Annotated in this window: 11 protein-coding genes and 1 pseudogene; 6 read left to right on the top strand and 6 right to left on the bottom strand. The window is 63.3% G+C overall.

Annotated elements, in window-relative coordinates; translation table 11 throughout:
* Positions 1–12 precede the first annotated feature (12 nt).
* Complete coding sequence (glf, locus tag T9R20_RS12290; protein ID WP_416182909.1) at positions 13–1278, bottom strand: UDP-galactopyranose mutase; 1266 nt, start codon at positions 1276–1278, stop codon at positions 13–15.
* On the bottom strand, positions 1193–3043 hold the full coding sequence (locus tag T9R20_RS12295) for a glycosyltransferase (protein ID WP_322409596.1): 1851 nt from the start codon (positions 3041–3043) through the stop codon (positions 1193–1195). The genes glf and T9R20_RS12295 overlap by 86 nt, the downstream gene beginning before the upstream one ends.
* Before the next feature lie 83 nt (positions 3044–3126).
* On the opposite strand from T9R20_RS12295, the gene rfbA reads away from it, so the two are divergent.
* The 4 genes from rfbA to T9R20_RS12315 all read left to right on the top strand — a co-directional run bounded on the left by rfbA (position 3127) and on the right by T9R20_RS12315 (position 6818).
* Positions 3127–3996 carry a glucose-1-phosphate thymidylyltransferase RfbA gene (rfbA, locus tag T9R20_RS12300; RefSeq protein WP_322409597.1) on the top strand — a complete coding sequence of 290 codons (870 nt, stop codon included), beginning with the start codon at positions 3127–3129 and terminating at the stop codon, positions 3994–3996.
* Entirely contained in the window at positions 3996–4997 is a 1002-nt protein-coding gene (gene rfbB, locus T9R20_RS12305; protein WP_322409598.1) for a dTDP-glucose 4,6-dehydratase, read from the top strand. Before rfbA ends, rfbB begins: the two co-directional genes overlap by 1 nt.
* A gap of 61 nt (positions 4998–5058) precedes the next feature.
* Positions 5059–6036 (top strand): YbhN family protein, encoded by a 978-nt coding sequence (locus T9R20_RS12310; protein ID WP_322409599.1) that lies wholly within the window; start codon positions 5059–5061, stop codon positions 6034–6036.
* A 35-nt stretch (positions 6037–6071) separates the two neighbouring features.
* On the top strand, positions 6072–6818 hold the full coding sequence (locus T9R20_RS12315) for a polyprenol monophosphomannose synthase (RefSeq protein WP_322409600.1): 747 nt from the start codon (positions 6072–6074) through the stop codon (positions 6816–6818).
* 19 nt (positions 6819–6837) lie between these two features.
* On the opposite strand, the gene T9R20_RS12320 is transcribed toward T9R20_RS12315, so the two are convergent.
* The 3 genes and pseudogenes from T9R20_RS12320 to T9R20_RS12330 form a co-directional block, all read right to left on the bottom strand.
* Positions 6838–8190: a hypothetical protein gene (locus T9R20_RS12320; RefSeq protein WP_322409601.1), complete on the bottom strand. Its 1353-nt coding sequence runs from the start codon at positions 8188–8190 to the stop codon at positions 6838–6840.
* A 5-nt stretch (positions 8191–8195) separates the two neighbouring features.
* Positions 8196–8747 (bottom strand): annotated as a pseudogene (locus T9R20_RS12325) (dTDP-4-dehydrorhamnose 3,5-epimerase family protein); the annotation flags it as partial.
* A 47-nt stretch (positions 8748–8794) separates the two neighbouring features.
* On the bottom strand, positions 8795–9670 hold the full coding sequence (locus T9R20_RS12330; protein WP_322409602.1) for an NAD(P)-dependent oxidoreductase: 876 nt from the start codon (positions 9668–9670) through the stop codon (positions 8795–8797).
* Between the two features lie 100 nt (positions 9671–9770).
* On the opposite strand from T9R20_RS12330, the gene T9R20_RS12335 reads away from it, so the two are divergent.
* The gene (locus tag T9R20_RS12335; RefSeq protein WP_322412173.1) at positions 9771–10631 is read left to right on the top strand and encodes an ABC transporter permease; all 861 of its coding nucleotides are present in this window, start codon (positions 9771–9773) and stop codon (positions 10629–10631) included.
* The gene (locus T9R20_RS12340; protein ID WP_322409603.1) at positions 10631–11866 is read left to right on the top strand and encodes an ABC transporter ATP-binding protein; all 1236 of its coding nucleotides are present in this window, start codon (positions 10631–10633) and stop codon (positions 11864–11866) included. The genes T9R20_RS12335 and T9R20_RS12340 overlap by 1 nt, the downstream gene beginning before the upstream one ends.
* On the opposite strand, the gene T9R20_RS12345 is transcribed toward T9R20_RS12340, so the two are convergent.
* The gene (locus T9R20_RS12345; RefSeq protein WP_322409604.1) at positions 11853–13949 is read right to left on the bottom strand and encodes a hypothetical protein; all 2097 of its coding nucleotides are present in this window, start codon (positions 13947–13949) and stop codon (positions 11853–11855) included. The genes T9R20_RS12340 and T9R20_RS12345 overlap by 14 nt on opposite strands.

Consider the following 13949-nt stretch of genomic DNA (forward strand, 5'->3'; position numbering starts at 1 on the left):
AACTGGCGTCCCTCACGCGAGCTGGTTATTCCACATCGAGAGGGCGGCGCCGATGGCCATGTGCATATCTAGGTATTGATATGTGCCCAGCCTCCCACCGAAGCGCACATCCTTCTCATTGGACGCGAGGTCGCGATAGGCGAGGAGCCGCGCGCGGTCTTCAGGTGTGTTGACCGGGTAGTACGGCTCGTCATCACCTGTTGCGAACCGGGAGTACTCCCGCATGATCACGGTCCGGTCCGGCGGATAACTCGCCGACCGCTCCGGGTGGAAGTGTTTGAACTCGTGGATCCGCGTGAATGGAATCTCGGCGTCGGCGTAGTTCATCACCGGCGTCCCCTGGAAGTCATCCACCTCAACGACTTCCTGTTCGAAGTCCAACGTGCGCCAGGAGAGCGCACCCGCCTGGTAGCCGAAATAGCGATCCACAGGTCCGGTGTAGACGATCGGCAGCCTCCCGACGGTGGCTCCCTTGCTGAACGGATGCGACTCGTCGAAGAAGTCTGTCGCGAGCCTCACCTCGATGTTGGGGTGGTCTGCGAGGCGTTCGAGCCACGCTGTGTACCCGTCGACCGGGAGGCCCTCCCAGACGTCGTTGAAGTAGCGGGTGTCATAGGTGAAGCGCACGGGGAGACGGCTTATGACTTCGGCGGGAAGGTCCCGCGGATCGGTCTGCCACTGCTTCGCGGTGTAATCCCTGATGAAAGCCTCGTAGAGCGGACGTCCGATGAGCCCGATCGCACGTTCTTCGAGGTTGCGTGCGTTCTTCGGATCGAACTCCGAAGCTTGCCTGCGAACGAGGTCACGCGCCTGTGCTGGCGAGAATGCGGCTCGGAAGAACTGGTTGATGGTCCCGAGGTTGATCGGGAGGGGGTATACGACACCCCGATGCGTCGTGAAGACCCTGTGGACATATGGCGTGAACGAAGTGAATCGATTGACGTACGCCCATACAGTCGCGTTCGACGTGTGGAACAGGTGTGCTCCGTACCGGTGTACCTCGATCCCCGTCTCGGCCTCCCACTCGCTGTAGGCGTTGCCGCCGATATGCGGCCGGCGCTCGATGACGGTGACTTTGCGTCCAGCCGCGGCTGCACGTTCGGCCACCGTGAGACCGAAGAAGCCGGAGCCGACGACGAGGAGATCCATGCGTGTTCGAGCCTTTCGGGTGCTCTCGGGGTTCCTCTTCAGTCTACGGAAGTGGGACCCCGTTGCCCGAGAAGCGTCGTCGCCACGACTCGGGTGATGCCAGCGTCGGCGCCGCGGCCCGGTATTCACGGGAGATGTGCGACCACCGCACCCACGCCCGTGCCCGGAGCAGGATCGCGTCGCGGAGGCGACCCAAGAGTTCGGCTCGACTCCGGCGGGTGACGAACGCGCCGCTCCCCCCCGCCGCGTCCACGATCGCGCCATCGAGGAGACCCAATACCCACCACTTCCCATGCTCGCGCGCCAGGCGCACCCCGGGCTGCGCCGCCTTCGGACGACTCACTTGGTGGACGGCGACGCGGAGTGCACGGACCACCCGCGTGCGCACGCCCACTGGGCGACGCGGTACCCGGCGCGGGACCTCTGGAAGCTCGGATTCTGAGATGACCACCTGACCGACCGCGGCCAAGATGCGCGCGGGCCTGGCGGGACCTGCGCGGAGCGTTCGGTCGAGGTGATCCGGGCCGCTGAGGATGTCGTCGATCGCCTGGTTTCTCAGGCGGACGGACCCGTATTGGGCGCACAGCAGATGATTGACGTCCTGCAAAAGAGATTGCCATAGCACCCGACTTCCGGTCTTTTCGCCGTGAATAAGCGCGGTGACAAGTCGATTTCGCAGTTGGAAGTAGGCCTGCCAATCCAGCCCGTCGTCCTTTGCCGTCCAGGGCACGTGCCAGAGCGCAGCACCGGGGAGCGACACCGTTCGGACAGCCGCTTCCGTCGCCCGCAACCCGAACTCCGCGTCATCCCACTTGATGAAGAACGGGAGGGCCGCTCCCACTCTCCTGATGATCGAGACCGGGACCAGGCACATCCACCATCCGTTGAAGTCGACTTTTAGACGCCGACTCAGCTCGGGGGTGTTCTCGATCGTGGCGCGCGCCAGGTCCAGCCGCGAAAGGGATGAATCCGCCGGGTGCCACCAGAACACCCCTCGGGAAATCTTCTCGCCCGCGGAGTGAAGAACGGTGGGTTCGGTCAGATGCAGCATCTGGGCGCCGATGATCATCTCGGCTGGGCCGTGATCGGCGAACCTCATCAGACGGAGGACGGACTCTGGCTCCAAATCGACGTCGTCGTCGAGCAGAAGCACATGAGAATCGTTGAGCCCGAGCGCTTCCACCATCCCCCGACTGAACCCCCCTGAGCCCCCCATGTTCAGCTGTGCGATCACCGTCAGCCGATCGCCCAGTGCATCCGCCGCGCGATCGTAGTCAGGTGAGGTCCCCAGCGGCACCCTTCCTTGATCGACAACGATCACCCGCGCAACGCGGCTGGTGAGTTCCGGGGCAGCCAGCCTCTCGAGCAGCCGCGTACAGTCATCGTGTCGGTCGAAAGTGGTGATGGCGACGGTCGCAGTGGTCTGCGCACGAGGAGGATCGGGGGTTTCCCAGCGGACATTCGAAACCCTGACAGCCTCGTCTGCGGCCGTCACCTCCAGCCACATCCACCCCATGGCGGGATTGCACGCGACATCCAAGCCGAAAGCGCCCGGCTCCGCGGTCCGCCGCGCTACGCGGGTTACTCGACCACCCTGGTCCGTCGCCATCACGTCGACCACCGCGTGGCAGTCGAGGTCGAGGCTCGCACGCACTCTCCGAATGTGGTCGTGGTAGGACCAGTAGCCCGCGGGAAACGCCCCGAAGTAGGTGGCGAACGACACGGTTTCGCCGGGTTCCAATCTGACGCAATCCCGTGATTCGGGCGCTCCACCGCGGAAATAGAGGGCTGAACGGCGGGGATCGTCGGAAGCCCAGCAGCGCTGCAGCGTGTGCTGAACGTCGGCGTGTTCGGACTCGCGGTGAAAGGGTTCGTTGCCGGCGCGGGTGGGCATTTGCAGACAGTAACACCGCGGGACAGGCACCGACCGCGGGGGCTGGAGGGTTCTTCAGGCTTCCTCTGGCAGGATGGTCGATCGTGAAAGGCATAATTCTGGCGGGCGGTTCAGGCACACGGCTGCACCCGATCACCCTCGGCGTGTCGAAACAGCTCATCCCGGTGTACGACAAGCCCATGGTGTACTACCCCCTGTCCACGCTCATGCTCGCGGGGATCACCGAGGTCCTGGTCATCACCACACCGCATGACGCTGACGCCTTCGAACGACTCCTCGGCGATGGTTCGCAGTTCGGCATCTCCATCTCGTTCGCTCAGCAGCCGTCGCCCGACGGTCTCGCCCAGGCCTTCGTGATCGGGGCCGACTTCATCGGCGACGACACCGTCGCCCTCGTGCTCGGTGACAACCTGCTCTACGGACCCGGACTTGGCACCCGGCTGAAGCGGTTCTCCAGCATTTCCGGTGGCGCCGTGTTCGCCTACTGGGTTGCCGAGCCCGAGGCCTATGGTGTGGTCGAGTTCGATTCCAGTGGACGCGCGGTGTCTCTCGAGGAGAAGCCAACGGAACCGAAGAGCAATTACGCGATCCCCGGACTGTACTTCTATGACAACGACGTCGTAGACATCGCGAGATCCCTGAGTCCGAGTCCCCGAGGTGAGCTCGAGATCACAGACGTGAATCGCGAGTATCTGCGTCGCGGACAGTTGCAGGTCGAGGTGCTTCCTCGCGGCACTGCGTGGTTGGACACGGGGACCTTCGATCAGATGACGGACGCGGCGGACTACGTGCGCACCATGGAGCGTCGGACCGGGGTGCGCATCGGCGTTCCGGAGGAAGTCGGTTGGCGGCAGTCGCTCCTGACGGACGAACAGCTGCGGCAGCGAGCCGCGACAATGCTGAAGTCCGGCTACGGCCGGTACCTCCTCGATGTTCTGGAAAGAGGACGCTGATGACGCGCAAACTCTTGGTGACCGGCGGCGCCGGATTCATCGGCTCGAATTTCGTCCACCACGTGGTGGCCCACACCGACGATCACGTTACTGTCCTTGACAAGCTCACCTACGCCGGTAACAAGGCCTCGCTCGCGCACTTGCCGTCGGACAGGGTGAACCTGGTGGAGGGCGACATCGCCGACGCCGACCTCGTCGACGGCCTGTTCGCGCAGGTCGATGCCGTCGTCCACTACGCAGCTGAGTCGCACAACGACAACTCGCTCCACGACCCGCGTCCGTTCCTCGACACCAACATCATCGGCACGTACACGCTCCTCGAAGCAGCTCGCCGTCACGATCGCAGGTTCCACCACATCTCGACCGACGAGGTCTACGGCGACCTGGAATTGGACGACCCCGCGCGCTTCACCGAGTCCACGCCCTACAACCCGTCGAGCCCCTACTCCTCCACCAAGGCCGGCAGCGACCTGCTTGTGCGGGCCTGGGTTCGATCATTCGGCGTGCAGGCGACGATCTCCAATTGCTCCAACAATTACGGTCCCTTCCAGCATGTCGAGAAGTTCATTCCGCGTCAGATCACCAATGTGCTCCGTGGCACCCGGCCGAAGCTCTACGGCAAAGGGGAGAACGTCCGCGACTGGATCCACGCCGATGATCATTCCTCAGCCGTACTGACGATCCTCGAGCAGGGACGCATCGGCGAGACGTACCTGATCGGAGCCGATGGCGAACGCAGCAACCAGAATGTCGTCGAGCTCATCCTCACTCTGATGGGCCAGGATGCGGACGCCTACGACCATGTGACCGACCGTGCGGGTCACGACCTTCGCTATGCGATCGACTCGACGAAGCTGCGGTCCGAATTGGGTTGGCGGCCGCAGTACGACAACTTCGAGGCCGGTCTTGCCGCCACCATCGACTGGTATCGGCAAAATGAGGATTGGTGGGGTCCCTCCAAAGTCGGCGTCGAAGCGTTCTACGCGACGAAGAGGCAGTGATTACGTGACGCCTCCTCAGCCGGAAAGTGCTGACGAGAGCCGGTCGGAGCCGGCATCAGAGGTGACGCCCGAGGTCGGCCGGCGACGCGCGCTCATCTCTCGGGGACTGAAAATCCTGCGGTGGGTTCTGGTGGTCGCCGTCATCGGATTCGCGATCTGGTACTTCGCCACGATCTGGAATGATGTCGCACCCATCATCGGGCAGATGAACCCGTGGGCACTGGCCGCCTCGTTCCTGATTCTGCTCTTCGGGATGGTCCTCAACGTGATCGCCTGGGTGACCCTTCTGCACGGGTTGGGTCACCGTGTCCCGTTCATTCGAAGTGCTCAGATCATGCTGGTCGGTCAGCTCGGTAAGTACGTCCCAGGTTCGGCGTGGGCGTATGTGCTGCAGATGGAACTGGGGCGACAGTATGGCGTGGCCCGGGCCCGGGTCCTCGTCGCATCGCTTTACGCGGCCGGCGTGGGCGTGGTGGCGTCCCTGATTCTGGGAGCGGTCGTTCTCCCGCACCTCTCCGAGGGTTACCCCCAGCTGCTCTGGCTCTTCCTGCTTCTCCCCGTGGGCTTGGCCTGCCTGCACCCTGCCGTGATGACATTCCTCGCAAACCTCGTGTTGCGGTTGTTCCGCCGACCCCCGCTGGAGAAGCGCGTCCGGATGACCACCACGGTCGGAGCGTTGGGGTGGTCGGTCGGCTCCTATGTGTTGTACGGCCTCCACCTCTGGCTCCTTATGCCCGAGGAGCTGCCATTCAGCGAGATCATCCTCCTCGCCGCAGCACTTGGGCTCGGGTTCACGGCGAGCCTGTTCGCGTTCATCCTCCCTTCGGGCGCAGGGGTGAGAGAGGCTGTCATCATCGCGATCACGGGGAGCGTCCTCACCGTTGCAGAGGCATCAGCGGTCGCGCTGGTTTCGCGGGCGATGTTCACGGCGGGCGATCTGCTCACCGCGGGAGTTGCCGCACTCGCCGCTTTCGTGATGCATCGTAGACTGCGGGCGGCGGACGAAGCTGGCTCCGAGTACTCTGACGTGCTCGACTGAGCGACGTCCTTCCATCGATCAGCCCAGAGGTTTTCGTGTCTGAAGAACGCATTGATCCGCTCGCCTTGGTCATCATCCCGACATACAACGAAAGCGAGAACATCGAGTCGATCGTCTCCCGTGTCCTCGCAGCGGCACCCTCGGTTCGCGTACTTGTCGTCGACGATGGCAGCCCCGATGGGACGGGTCGGATCGCTGATCGCCTGAGCTCGGAGGACCATCGCGTTCACGTGCTCCATCGCACCGAGAAGAACGGTCTGGGTGCCGCATATTTGGCGGGGTTCTCCTACGGCATTTCGCAGGGCTACAGCCTCCTCATCGAGCTCGATGCCGACGGATCACACCCGCCAGAGCGGCTTCCCGCCCTCATCTCCGCGGTAACAACGGACACGACAGGTAGGGTCGGCGGGTCGATCGGGTCACGATGGGTACGCGGCGGCTCTGTCGTCAACTGGCCGTGGACGCGGCAAATCATCAGCCGTGGAGGCAGCTGGTACGCACGTACCATGCTGGGTCTTCCCATCCGGGATGTGACAGCTGGGTACCGCGTCTACCGCTCCGACGTCCTCGAGCAGATCCTCGCTGAGTCCGTCGAATCACGCGGGTACTGCTTCCAGATCGATCTCACACGCCGCGTCATCGGCGCGGGATACGGACTCGTCGAAGTGCCCATCGAGTTTCGAGAACGCGAAGCCGGTGAATCCAAGATGAGCGGCGCGATCGTCAAAGAGGCCATGGTCAGAGTCACGCAGTGGGGATTCGAGCGAATCTTCCGACACTGACCGGCGCGGGGAGTCCCGATCAGCCGGACGTGTGGGCCAAGATGTCCTCGCACAGGATGTCGATCGAGCGATCCGGCGCGACCGGCAGAGTCACCGCTTCCGGCGCGCTGGAGTTGCCGCAAACGACGACGGCCTCCCGGACAGCGGGCGACCAGCGATCGACCCAGTCACGGAGGGAGATCGTATACAGGCTCCCGTTGGCGAGGATGAGCAACAAAGCGACGGTGGATAGCCACGCCAGAATCCGAACGACCGCGTTCCGCGGATATCGACGCAGGACGACAGCCGCGGCGATCGGAACTACCGCGACGAGCATCATTCCCGATGCGACGCCGTACCTGATGTTGACGACGAGGTTGGCGATACTGTCCAGCCCCTCCTCCGCGTACATGAACCACACATCGCTGTTCGCCCAGGCACTCCCGGTGTAGATCGCGGCTGACCCCAGGAGCAACGCCACGGTGAGGAGCCGCTGGTCACCGTTTCCCCAGATGAGCGCCACAGCGGCGGCGGCGGTGATGGGGAGGAGGATCACCAGCGCGACCAGCAGTCCGTAGTCGAGAACCCAGGCTCGAATGGTGTCCGGGTCGGCGGTGACGAGCGGCATGACCGAGTTGATCATCCAACCGATCACGGTCGATGGGATGCTCAGCGGCCCATTGCCCGTTCCGCGGTCAACGGTGATGGCCGTCAGCAGTTGCAGGGCGGAGGCGACCACGAATGCGCCGATGATCGGCCAGGACCGGCGTTCATCCCTTCTCAGACGGAAGAAGATCAGGAAGATGAAGAAGACCGATTGGATCTCGGTCATCACCACCGCGAAGGTTACAGCGGCCCACCCCGCGCTCGACCACCAGCTCCGCGGTCGATAGAGCAGCAGCCAAGGGGTCAGCCACATGGCGTAGGTGTGAAGATCCGCCAGGTTGCCGATCGTTTCTTGCGTTGCGAGCGGTATGACCACTGTGATCAGCCCCAGCGCCACACGTCCGGGCTGCCACGGCACGAGGTCACGGGAAAGCCAATACACAGCTCCAGCAGTCAACCCCGTGAGCACCGAGCACACCGCGAAAATGACGACCGGATAGGCCTCAAGGTCCAGGAACGGGAAGAGACCGGCGATCACAAGTCGCGGAACGAAATGCTGGTACCCCGCGTAACCATTGAAGAGAACCGCCAGCGGCCCCTGATCGAGAGCCTCGCCGAGGAAGATGTTCGAGTCCTCGGCCCACACTCGGTCCCGATGGTCATCCGGCACCCTGAACCAGGTGACAACGGTTCCGACGAGCACGAGGAGCGATAGGACGAACAGATCGATTCGAGACGACACGTGTTCCGCATTCGTGCCGGTCGACGCCGGCACCGTCCGCGTCATTTCGAGATCTCGCGAAGCCGCGGATGCAGGCGATCCTTCTCTGACAGCTCCGCTTCGCTCAGCGGGATCGGCCACGCGATGGCGGCATCCTCGTCGGCGAGATTCAGGAAGGTGTATTCGCCCTGCGAATGCGGGCTCCAGTGGTCGTTGACCAGATACGTGTAGGCGGTGTTGGGTTCGAGGGTCTGATAAGAGTTACCCACGCCTCGAGGTACGAAGATCGCCGTCGAGGGGTCCAATTCGGCGGTGAACACCGAACCGAAGTCGTCGCCGGCACGAAGATCAACCCACGCTCCGAAAACCGATCCGTACGCGATCGAGATGAACTTGTCCCAGGGCTCGGCGTGGATTCCCCTTGTGGTTCCCACGGCGTCGTTGAAGGAGATGTTGTTCTGAACCGGCCCGAAGTCGGGAAGGCCGATGGCCATCATCTTCTCGCGCTGCCAGTTCTCTTTGAACCAGCCACGGTTGTCGCCGTGGACCGGGATGTCGATCAGGAGAAGTCCGGGTATCGGGGTGGTGTGCGCTTGCAGGGGCTTTCCGTATTCGAGTGCCACCGGCCCATCCTACTCAAGGGCATTCAGGGCCCACTGCCCGCGGCCAATCACCGACCGGAGATGCCGCCGGCGTCGGTCATGATCTGCCGGATCCGCGTGGCATCCCCCCAGACCGCTGGCGAGTCGTAAGGACGATCCGGGAACGCACCGTACTCAAGGGAGATCGGAAGGCGGTTCTCCTGGATGAAGGCTTCCACCTGATCGCCGAGGGAGACGGGGTTGCCCGAGGAGCAGTTCACGATCCCGGAGACGCCGGACGTGAGTGAAGCGACAGCGATCTGTTCCGCGAGCGCGTGCACCTCGATGAAGTCGTACTTGTTGAGTCCCGACGTGAACGGCAACGTGTCCTGTCCCCGGTCGACCGCCTCGAGCAGCCGGGTGAAGATCGAGTTGTTGCGGCGGTCATCGCCGTAGATGTAATAGCAGCGAAGCCACGCCACCTCGGCCTGCCCCGGCAGGCTGAGCAACACCGCCTGCCGAAGCGCATTTTTCGCGATCCCGTACAGTGAGCGCGGACTGGGCGGCGTGTCCGCATCTATAGCCCCCTCCCAGTATCCGATCTCGTGCATGGTCCCCAGCACACTGATCCTTTGGACTCCGAGGTCGGCCATTGCCGTGATGAGACGGTAATGCGACGACAACGCCAGCATGTGCGAGGGTGCGTTGTGTGAGAAACCGTCTTGCCAAGCGAGGTGGATGAAGACATCGGGAACCTCCTCGAAGACTGTCACCGGATCGAAGTCCGGGGCGAGGATGTCGGCTTCGACGATGCGCGCGCGAGGATCGACCTCCCCGGATCGGCCCGGCCGGACGACGGCGACCACCGCGTGCCCGCGGTCGAGGAGAGCAGAGACGACGTGTCGTCCTATGTATCCCGCTGCTCCTGTGACGACGACGCTGACCGCTTGCTGAGAAGACCCCATGATGGGGTCAAGTATATTCTTGTTGTGTCCATGACCCTTGCCTGGCGGAGCCCGTCAGATGACAGCTGAGGCCCGCTACGCCCGACTGGCCGAACTCCCGATGCGACCAGTGGGTGGGACCTCCAGATCACCCAAGCACCGCCTCAGGGAGATCGCCCAGCACCGCGAATTGCTCGTTCTGCTGACGAAACGAGACCTCCAGGTTCGCTACCGCGGGAGCGCGCTCGGTTTCCTTTGGACGCTTATTCGGCCACTCGTCATGCTGCTCACGTACTACCTGATCCTCGGTCAGGTGCTCGGAGCCGCGAGAGGGGTGCCGAACTTCGGCATCTACATCTTCTCGGGCTTGACGATCTACATGCTTTTCTCGGAGTCTGTCGGAGCTGCTGCCGGCTCGATCGTGAACAACGGGGGCTTGGTAAAGAAGATCTATCTTCCGCGCGAGATCTTCCCGCTCGCGAGCGTGGGGGGCGCCATCTTCCTCTTCGGCATGCAGATGATCGTCCTCATCGGATCGGTCGTGGTATTCCAGCAATGGCCTGACCCGTTTGGGCTCCTGTACCTCATCCCGGCGATCGTACTGATGCTGATCTACTCCCTGACGCTCGGGCTCCTTCTTTCCGCGCTGAATGTGTATCTGCGCGACGTGCAGTACATCACCGAGATCATGCTCACCCTCTTGATGTGGGCGTCTCCCATCGTCTATTCCTGGCAGATGGTCGCCGACGTCATCGCGCGTTTCCGGTTGCCCGAGTGGGCTCTGGAGGTTTACACGAACAACCCGTTGACCCTCGCCGTCCTCGGATTCCACCGGGCGATATGGTCGGGGGGGACACCGAGCGATTACCCGCCCGACCTCGCTTTGCGCATGCTGATCGCCGCCCTGGTGGGGCTCGTTCTTCTCGGCTTCGCCCACCTGCTGTTCCAGCGCATGCAGGGCAGCCTCGCTCAGGAGCTGTGATGACCTCCACCATGGCGCAACCCGAAGTCGTGCGGATCGAACACGTGTCCAAGTCCTTCGTCGTACGCACCGACAACACGATCAAGGATCGTGTCTTGAGCTACTTCAAGGCTCGACGTCACCGCAAGGTCCACACAGCTACGGACGACCTTTCGTTGTCGATTCAGGCCGGGACGACCGTCGGTCTCCTCGGCGCCAACGGGTCGGGCAAGAGCACGTTGCTGAAGTTGATCGGCGGGATTCTCAGCCCGGACACCGGCGAGGTCCTCGTCCGCGGCAGAGTGGCGGCCTTGCTCGAGCTGGGGGCTGGCTTTCATCCCGAACTCAGCGGTCGCGAGAATGTTTACCTCAATGCGTCCTTACTGGGGCTGAGCCGTCAGGAGACGGAGGCGCGCTTCAACGAGATCGTCGCGTTCTCCGGTATCGGCGAGTTCATCGAGACGGAGGTGAAGTTCTACTCCTCGGGAATGTACATGCGTCTCGCTTTCGCGGTCGCCGTGCATACCGACCCGGACATCCTCCTCGTCGACGAGGTCCTGGCGGTGGGCGATGAGGCCTTTCAGCGCAAATGCATGGACAAGATCCGCACTTTCCAGCGCGAAGGCCGGACGATCATCATCGTGAGCCACGCGTCCTCTCAGATCGCCGAGCTATGCGATGAGACGTACGTTCTCGATCGCGGCAAGGTTGCCTTCCACGGGAACGCGCAAGGCGGTCTCTCCGCGTTGCGCGACATCCTGGAACATGGCAGGGTCGGCGCGAGCGCAGCGATTGCAGAGGAAGAATCCGAGGAGGAGGAAGAGAACGCCGAGGCGTCCCGTGTTCTGCGCGTCTCCTCCGTGAGCGCGATCGGGCGCGACGGAGGATCGACCGATCACTTCACGCAGGGCGCGCAATTGACGCTCCGCATACGGGTGACCGCGACGGAGCGCGTGGACGACTGGACGGTCGGATTCGGCATAGATACTCCCAACGGCCAATTCGTTCTGGGCACGAGCAGTGACCGACTCCAGCAGGATCTGACGCCCCTGGAAGCCGGCGATTCGAGGGATGTCGATTTCTCGATCCGCTCCCTACATCTGGGCGTCGGCGAGTATTACGTCAACGCCCGCGCAACCGACCTCGGGCGCTCCGATTCCGACATCTCGTGGCAGGCGGCGATGATTCACATCGATGGAAGCGAGCGAAGTGTCGGGACAGTGGCCGCAGACGTCGAATTCGCTACGAACGGCTGAATGACACGCCACCGCCGTTGGACCGAGCGACTCCGTTCTGAAATTGCTGGGTGCACCCTGAAGCATCACAAGTGGCGGGGGCAGTGGGCCAGCCGAGCCATGTCGATTCCGCGCCGTACCGGTACCACATATCGATGATGGGGCCGTACGCGCTGAAGACGGGATCAGAGCCGACCCGCTGCGTGAGGATGCCAGTGGTGTAGTGCTGACTCCAGCCACCACCGCTCGCCGACCCGAATCGGATCGAGTTGACCGCGGGCCCTGGGCCTGCCATACCACCCAACGACCTCCACGCGGAGGCCAGGGATCCGAAAGTGGCAAAGCTCCCCCACGATGAGGACGACAAGACGCTTCTTTGGAAGGTCTGGGTGCAGCCGGCGGCGGTGCACGCCTGCGCCCCTGTGGGCCAGCCGTCGCCACCCGCCTGTGCTCCCGCTCCGGTCCAGAGTCGTTCGATACCTCCGTACGGCACAAGGAATCGCCCGGCGGGGCTTTCCACGAGCACGCCGCTGGCGAAGTTCTGTCTCGACCCACCACCGGAAACCGAGCTCGAGGACTGCGTGTTCAGCGCGGCGCCCAGGCCCGACATGGCGCCGCGAGACAGCCATTCGTTTGCGAACGGTCCGACGATCGGGTGCGCGCGATAAACGGGGTGGTCGGTCACAGCACCGCCGGTGAAACGCTGAAAGCAGCCCGCAGCCTCGCAGGCGTAAGCCGTCGTAGGCCAGCCGAGCTGGCCCTGCCCACTCCCACCCGCTGTCCACACCTGCTGTATCGGGGAGTACGGCACGAGAACGAAGCCTGCGGCGCTCTGCACCAATATGCCCGCTTCGAAGTTCTGCACCCACGCCACCCCCGCAGCGGGGGTCGAGTAGACCATGGTGTTGACCGCAACGCCGAGCCCGCCGGCCAGACCACCGCTCTGTAACCAATGGTCCTTGATCCCGCCCCAGAGCGCATGACCGCCGTATGTGGGCGTGGAGGTCATCCACGCCCCCACGAAGGATTGTGCGCATCGGTTGCCGCTGCGGCACTCCTGCTCCCCATTGGGCCACCCGACTGCCTGATACGGCCCGCCCTCTCTGTTGTAACCATCGAGCAGAGGACCGCGCGGTATGAAGACGGTTCCTCCCTGGTAACTGCCGTAGAGCGTGCCGCCGGAGAAGCGCTGATACCAGCCCTGACCGTTCTGTTCCACGAACACCGCGTAGGACACGGGCGCTCCGATGCGGCCCGACGCCCCGCCGTTTGCGTTGTAGTACGACGCGAAACCATCGAGGACCGTATAGCGGCGCGGGTCTCCGAACCAGTCGGTGAAAAGCCGCCAGAAGTTGCGATTCCCGTAGCTCGAGCAGGCGTCACCCGTGCCGTAGAGGTTGTTGAGTGCAGCCTGATTCGGCGTGTAGGGCGTGTAGATGTAGAGGGACGCCGTCGCCTGATTGGCGATGTACACACTCTTGGTTCCGCAGGACAGGGTCGGACTGTACAGGATGTTGTTCGTTCGTCCCGCCCGGTAGCCGAACGAGTCAGGATTCAAGCGATAGATCTCGAACTGGCGCGCTGCGTAGTAGACCTGGTAGAAGAAGCCCGACACAGAGGCGTCGCAGGGGGCGGTATCGGGACACCCCTGACCCGTTGCCGCGGCATAGGCGTTCTTCGACGGGGCGCGGGACGTCACGAGGCTCTGTTCTTTCTCCAGGAGAACCAGGAGCACTCGTTGGCTGATCCCACAGCTGCGAGCAGCCGAGTCTATGATCTGAGCCGCCGTCTGATAGGAAGATCCGGAGTAGCCGTCGCAGTAACGATCCGCTGCTATCGATGCCGTCGACTGTCCGTAGGACTTCAGGCAGGTGAAGCCGGATGCACACGATGCGACGCGGCTCTCCAGAAAAGACTGGATGTCGGCCGCAGTCATCGCATTCGAGTCGTAGAACACCGTGTCATCGATGATGTAACCGGCGTCCCAGTCGGCCGCCGACGCAGCCGACGCTGACTGCCCTGGTCCCGTGATCGGGACGAGAATCGCCAACATCACTGCGAGGACCGTGAGCGCTGCCCTGCGGCGACGGAGTGACTGACGCAT

Source organism: Microbacterium invictum (genome assembly GCF_034421375.1).
GTDB lineage: Bacteria > Actinomycetota > Actinomycetes > Actinomycetales > Microbacteriaceae > Microbacterium > Microbacterium invictum_A.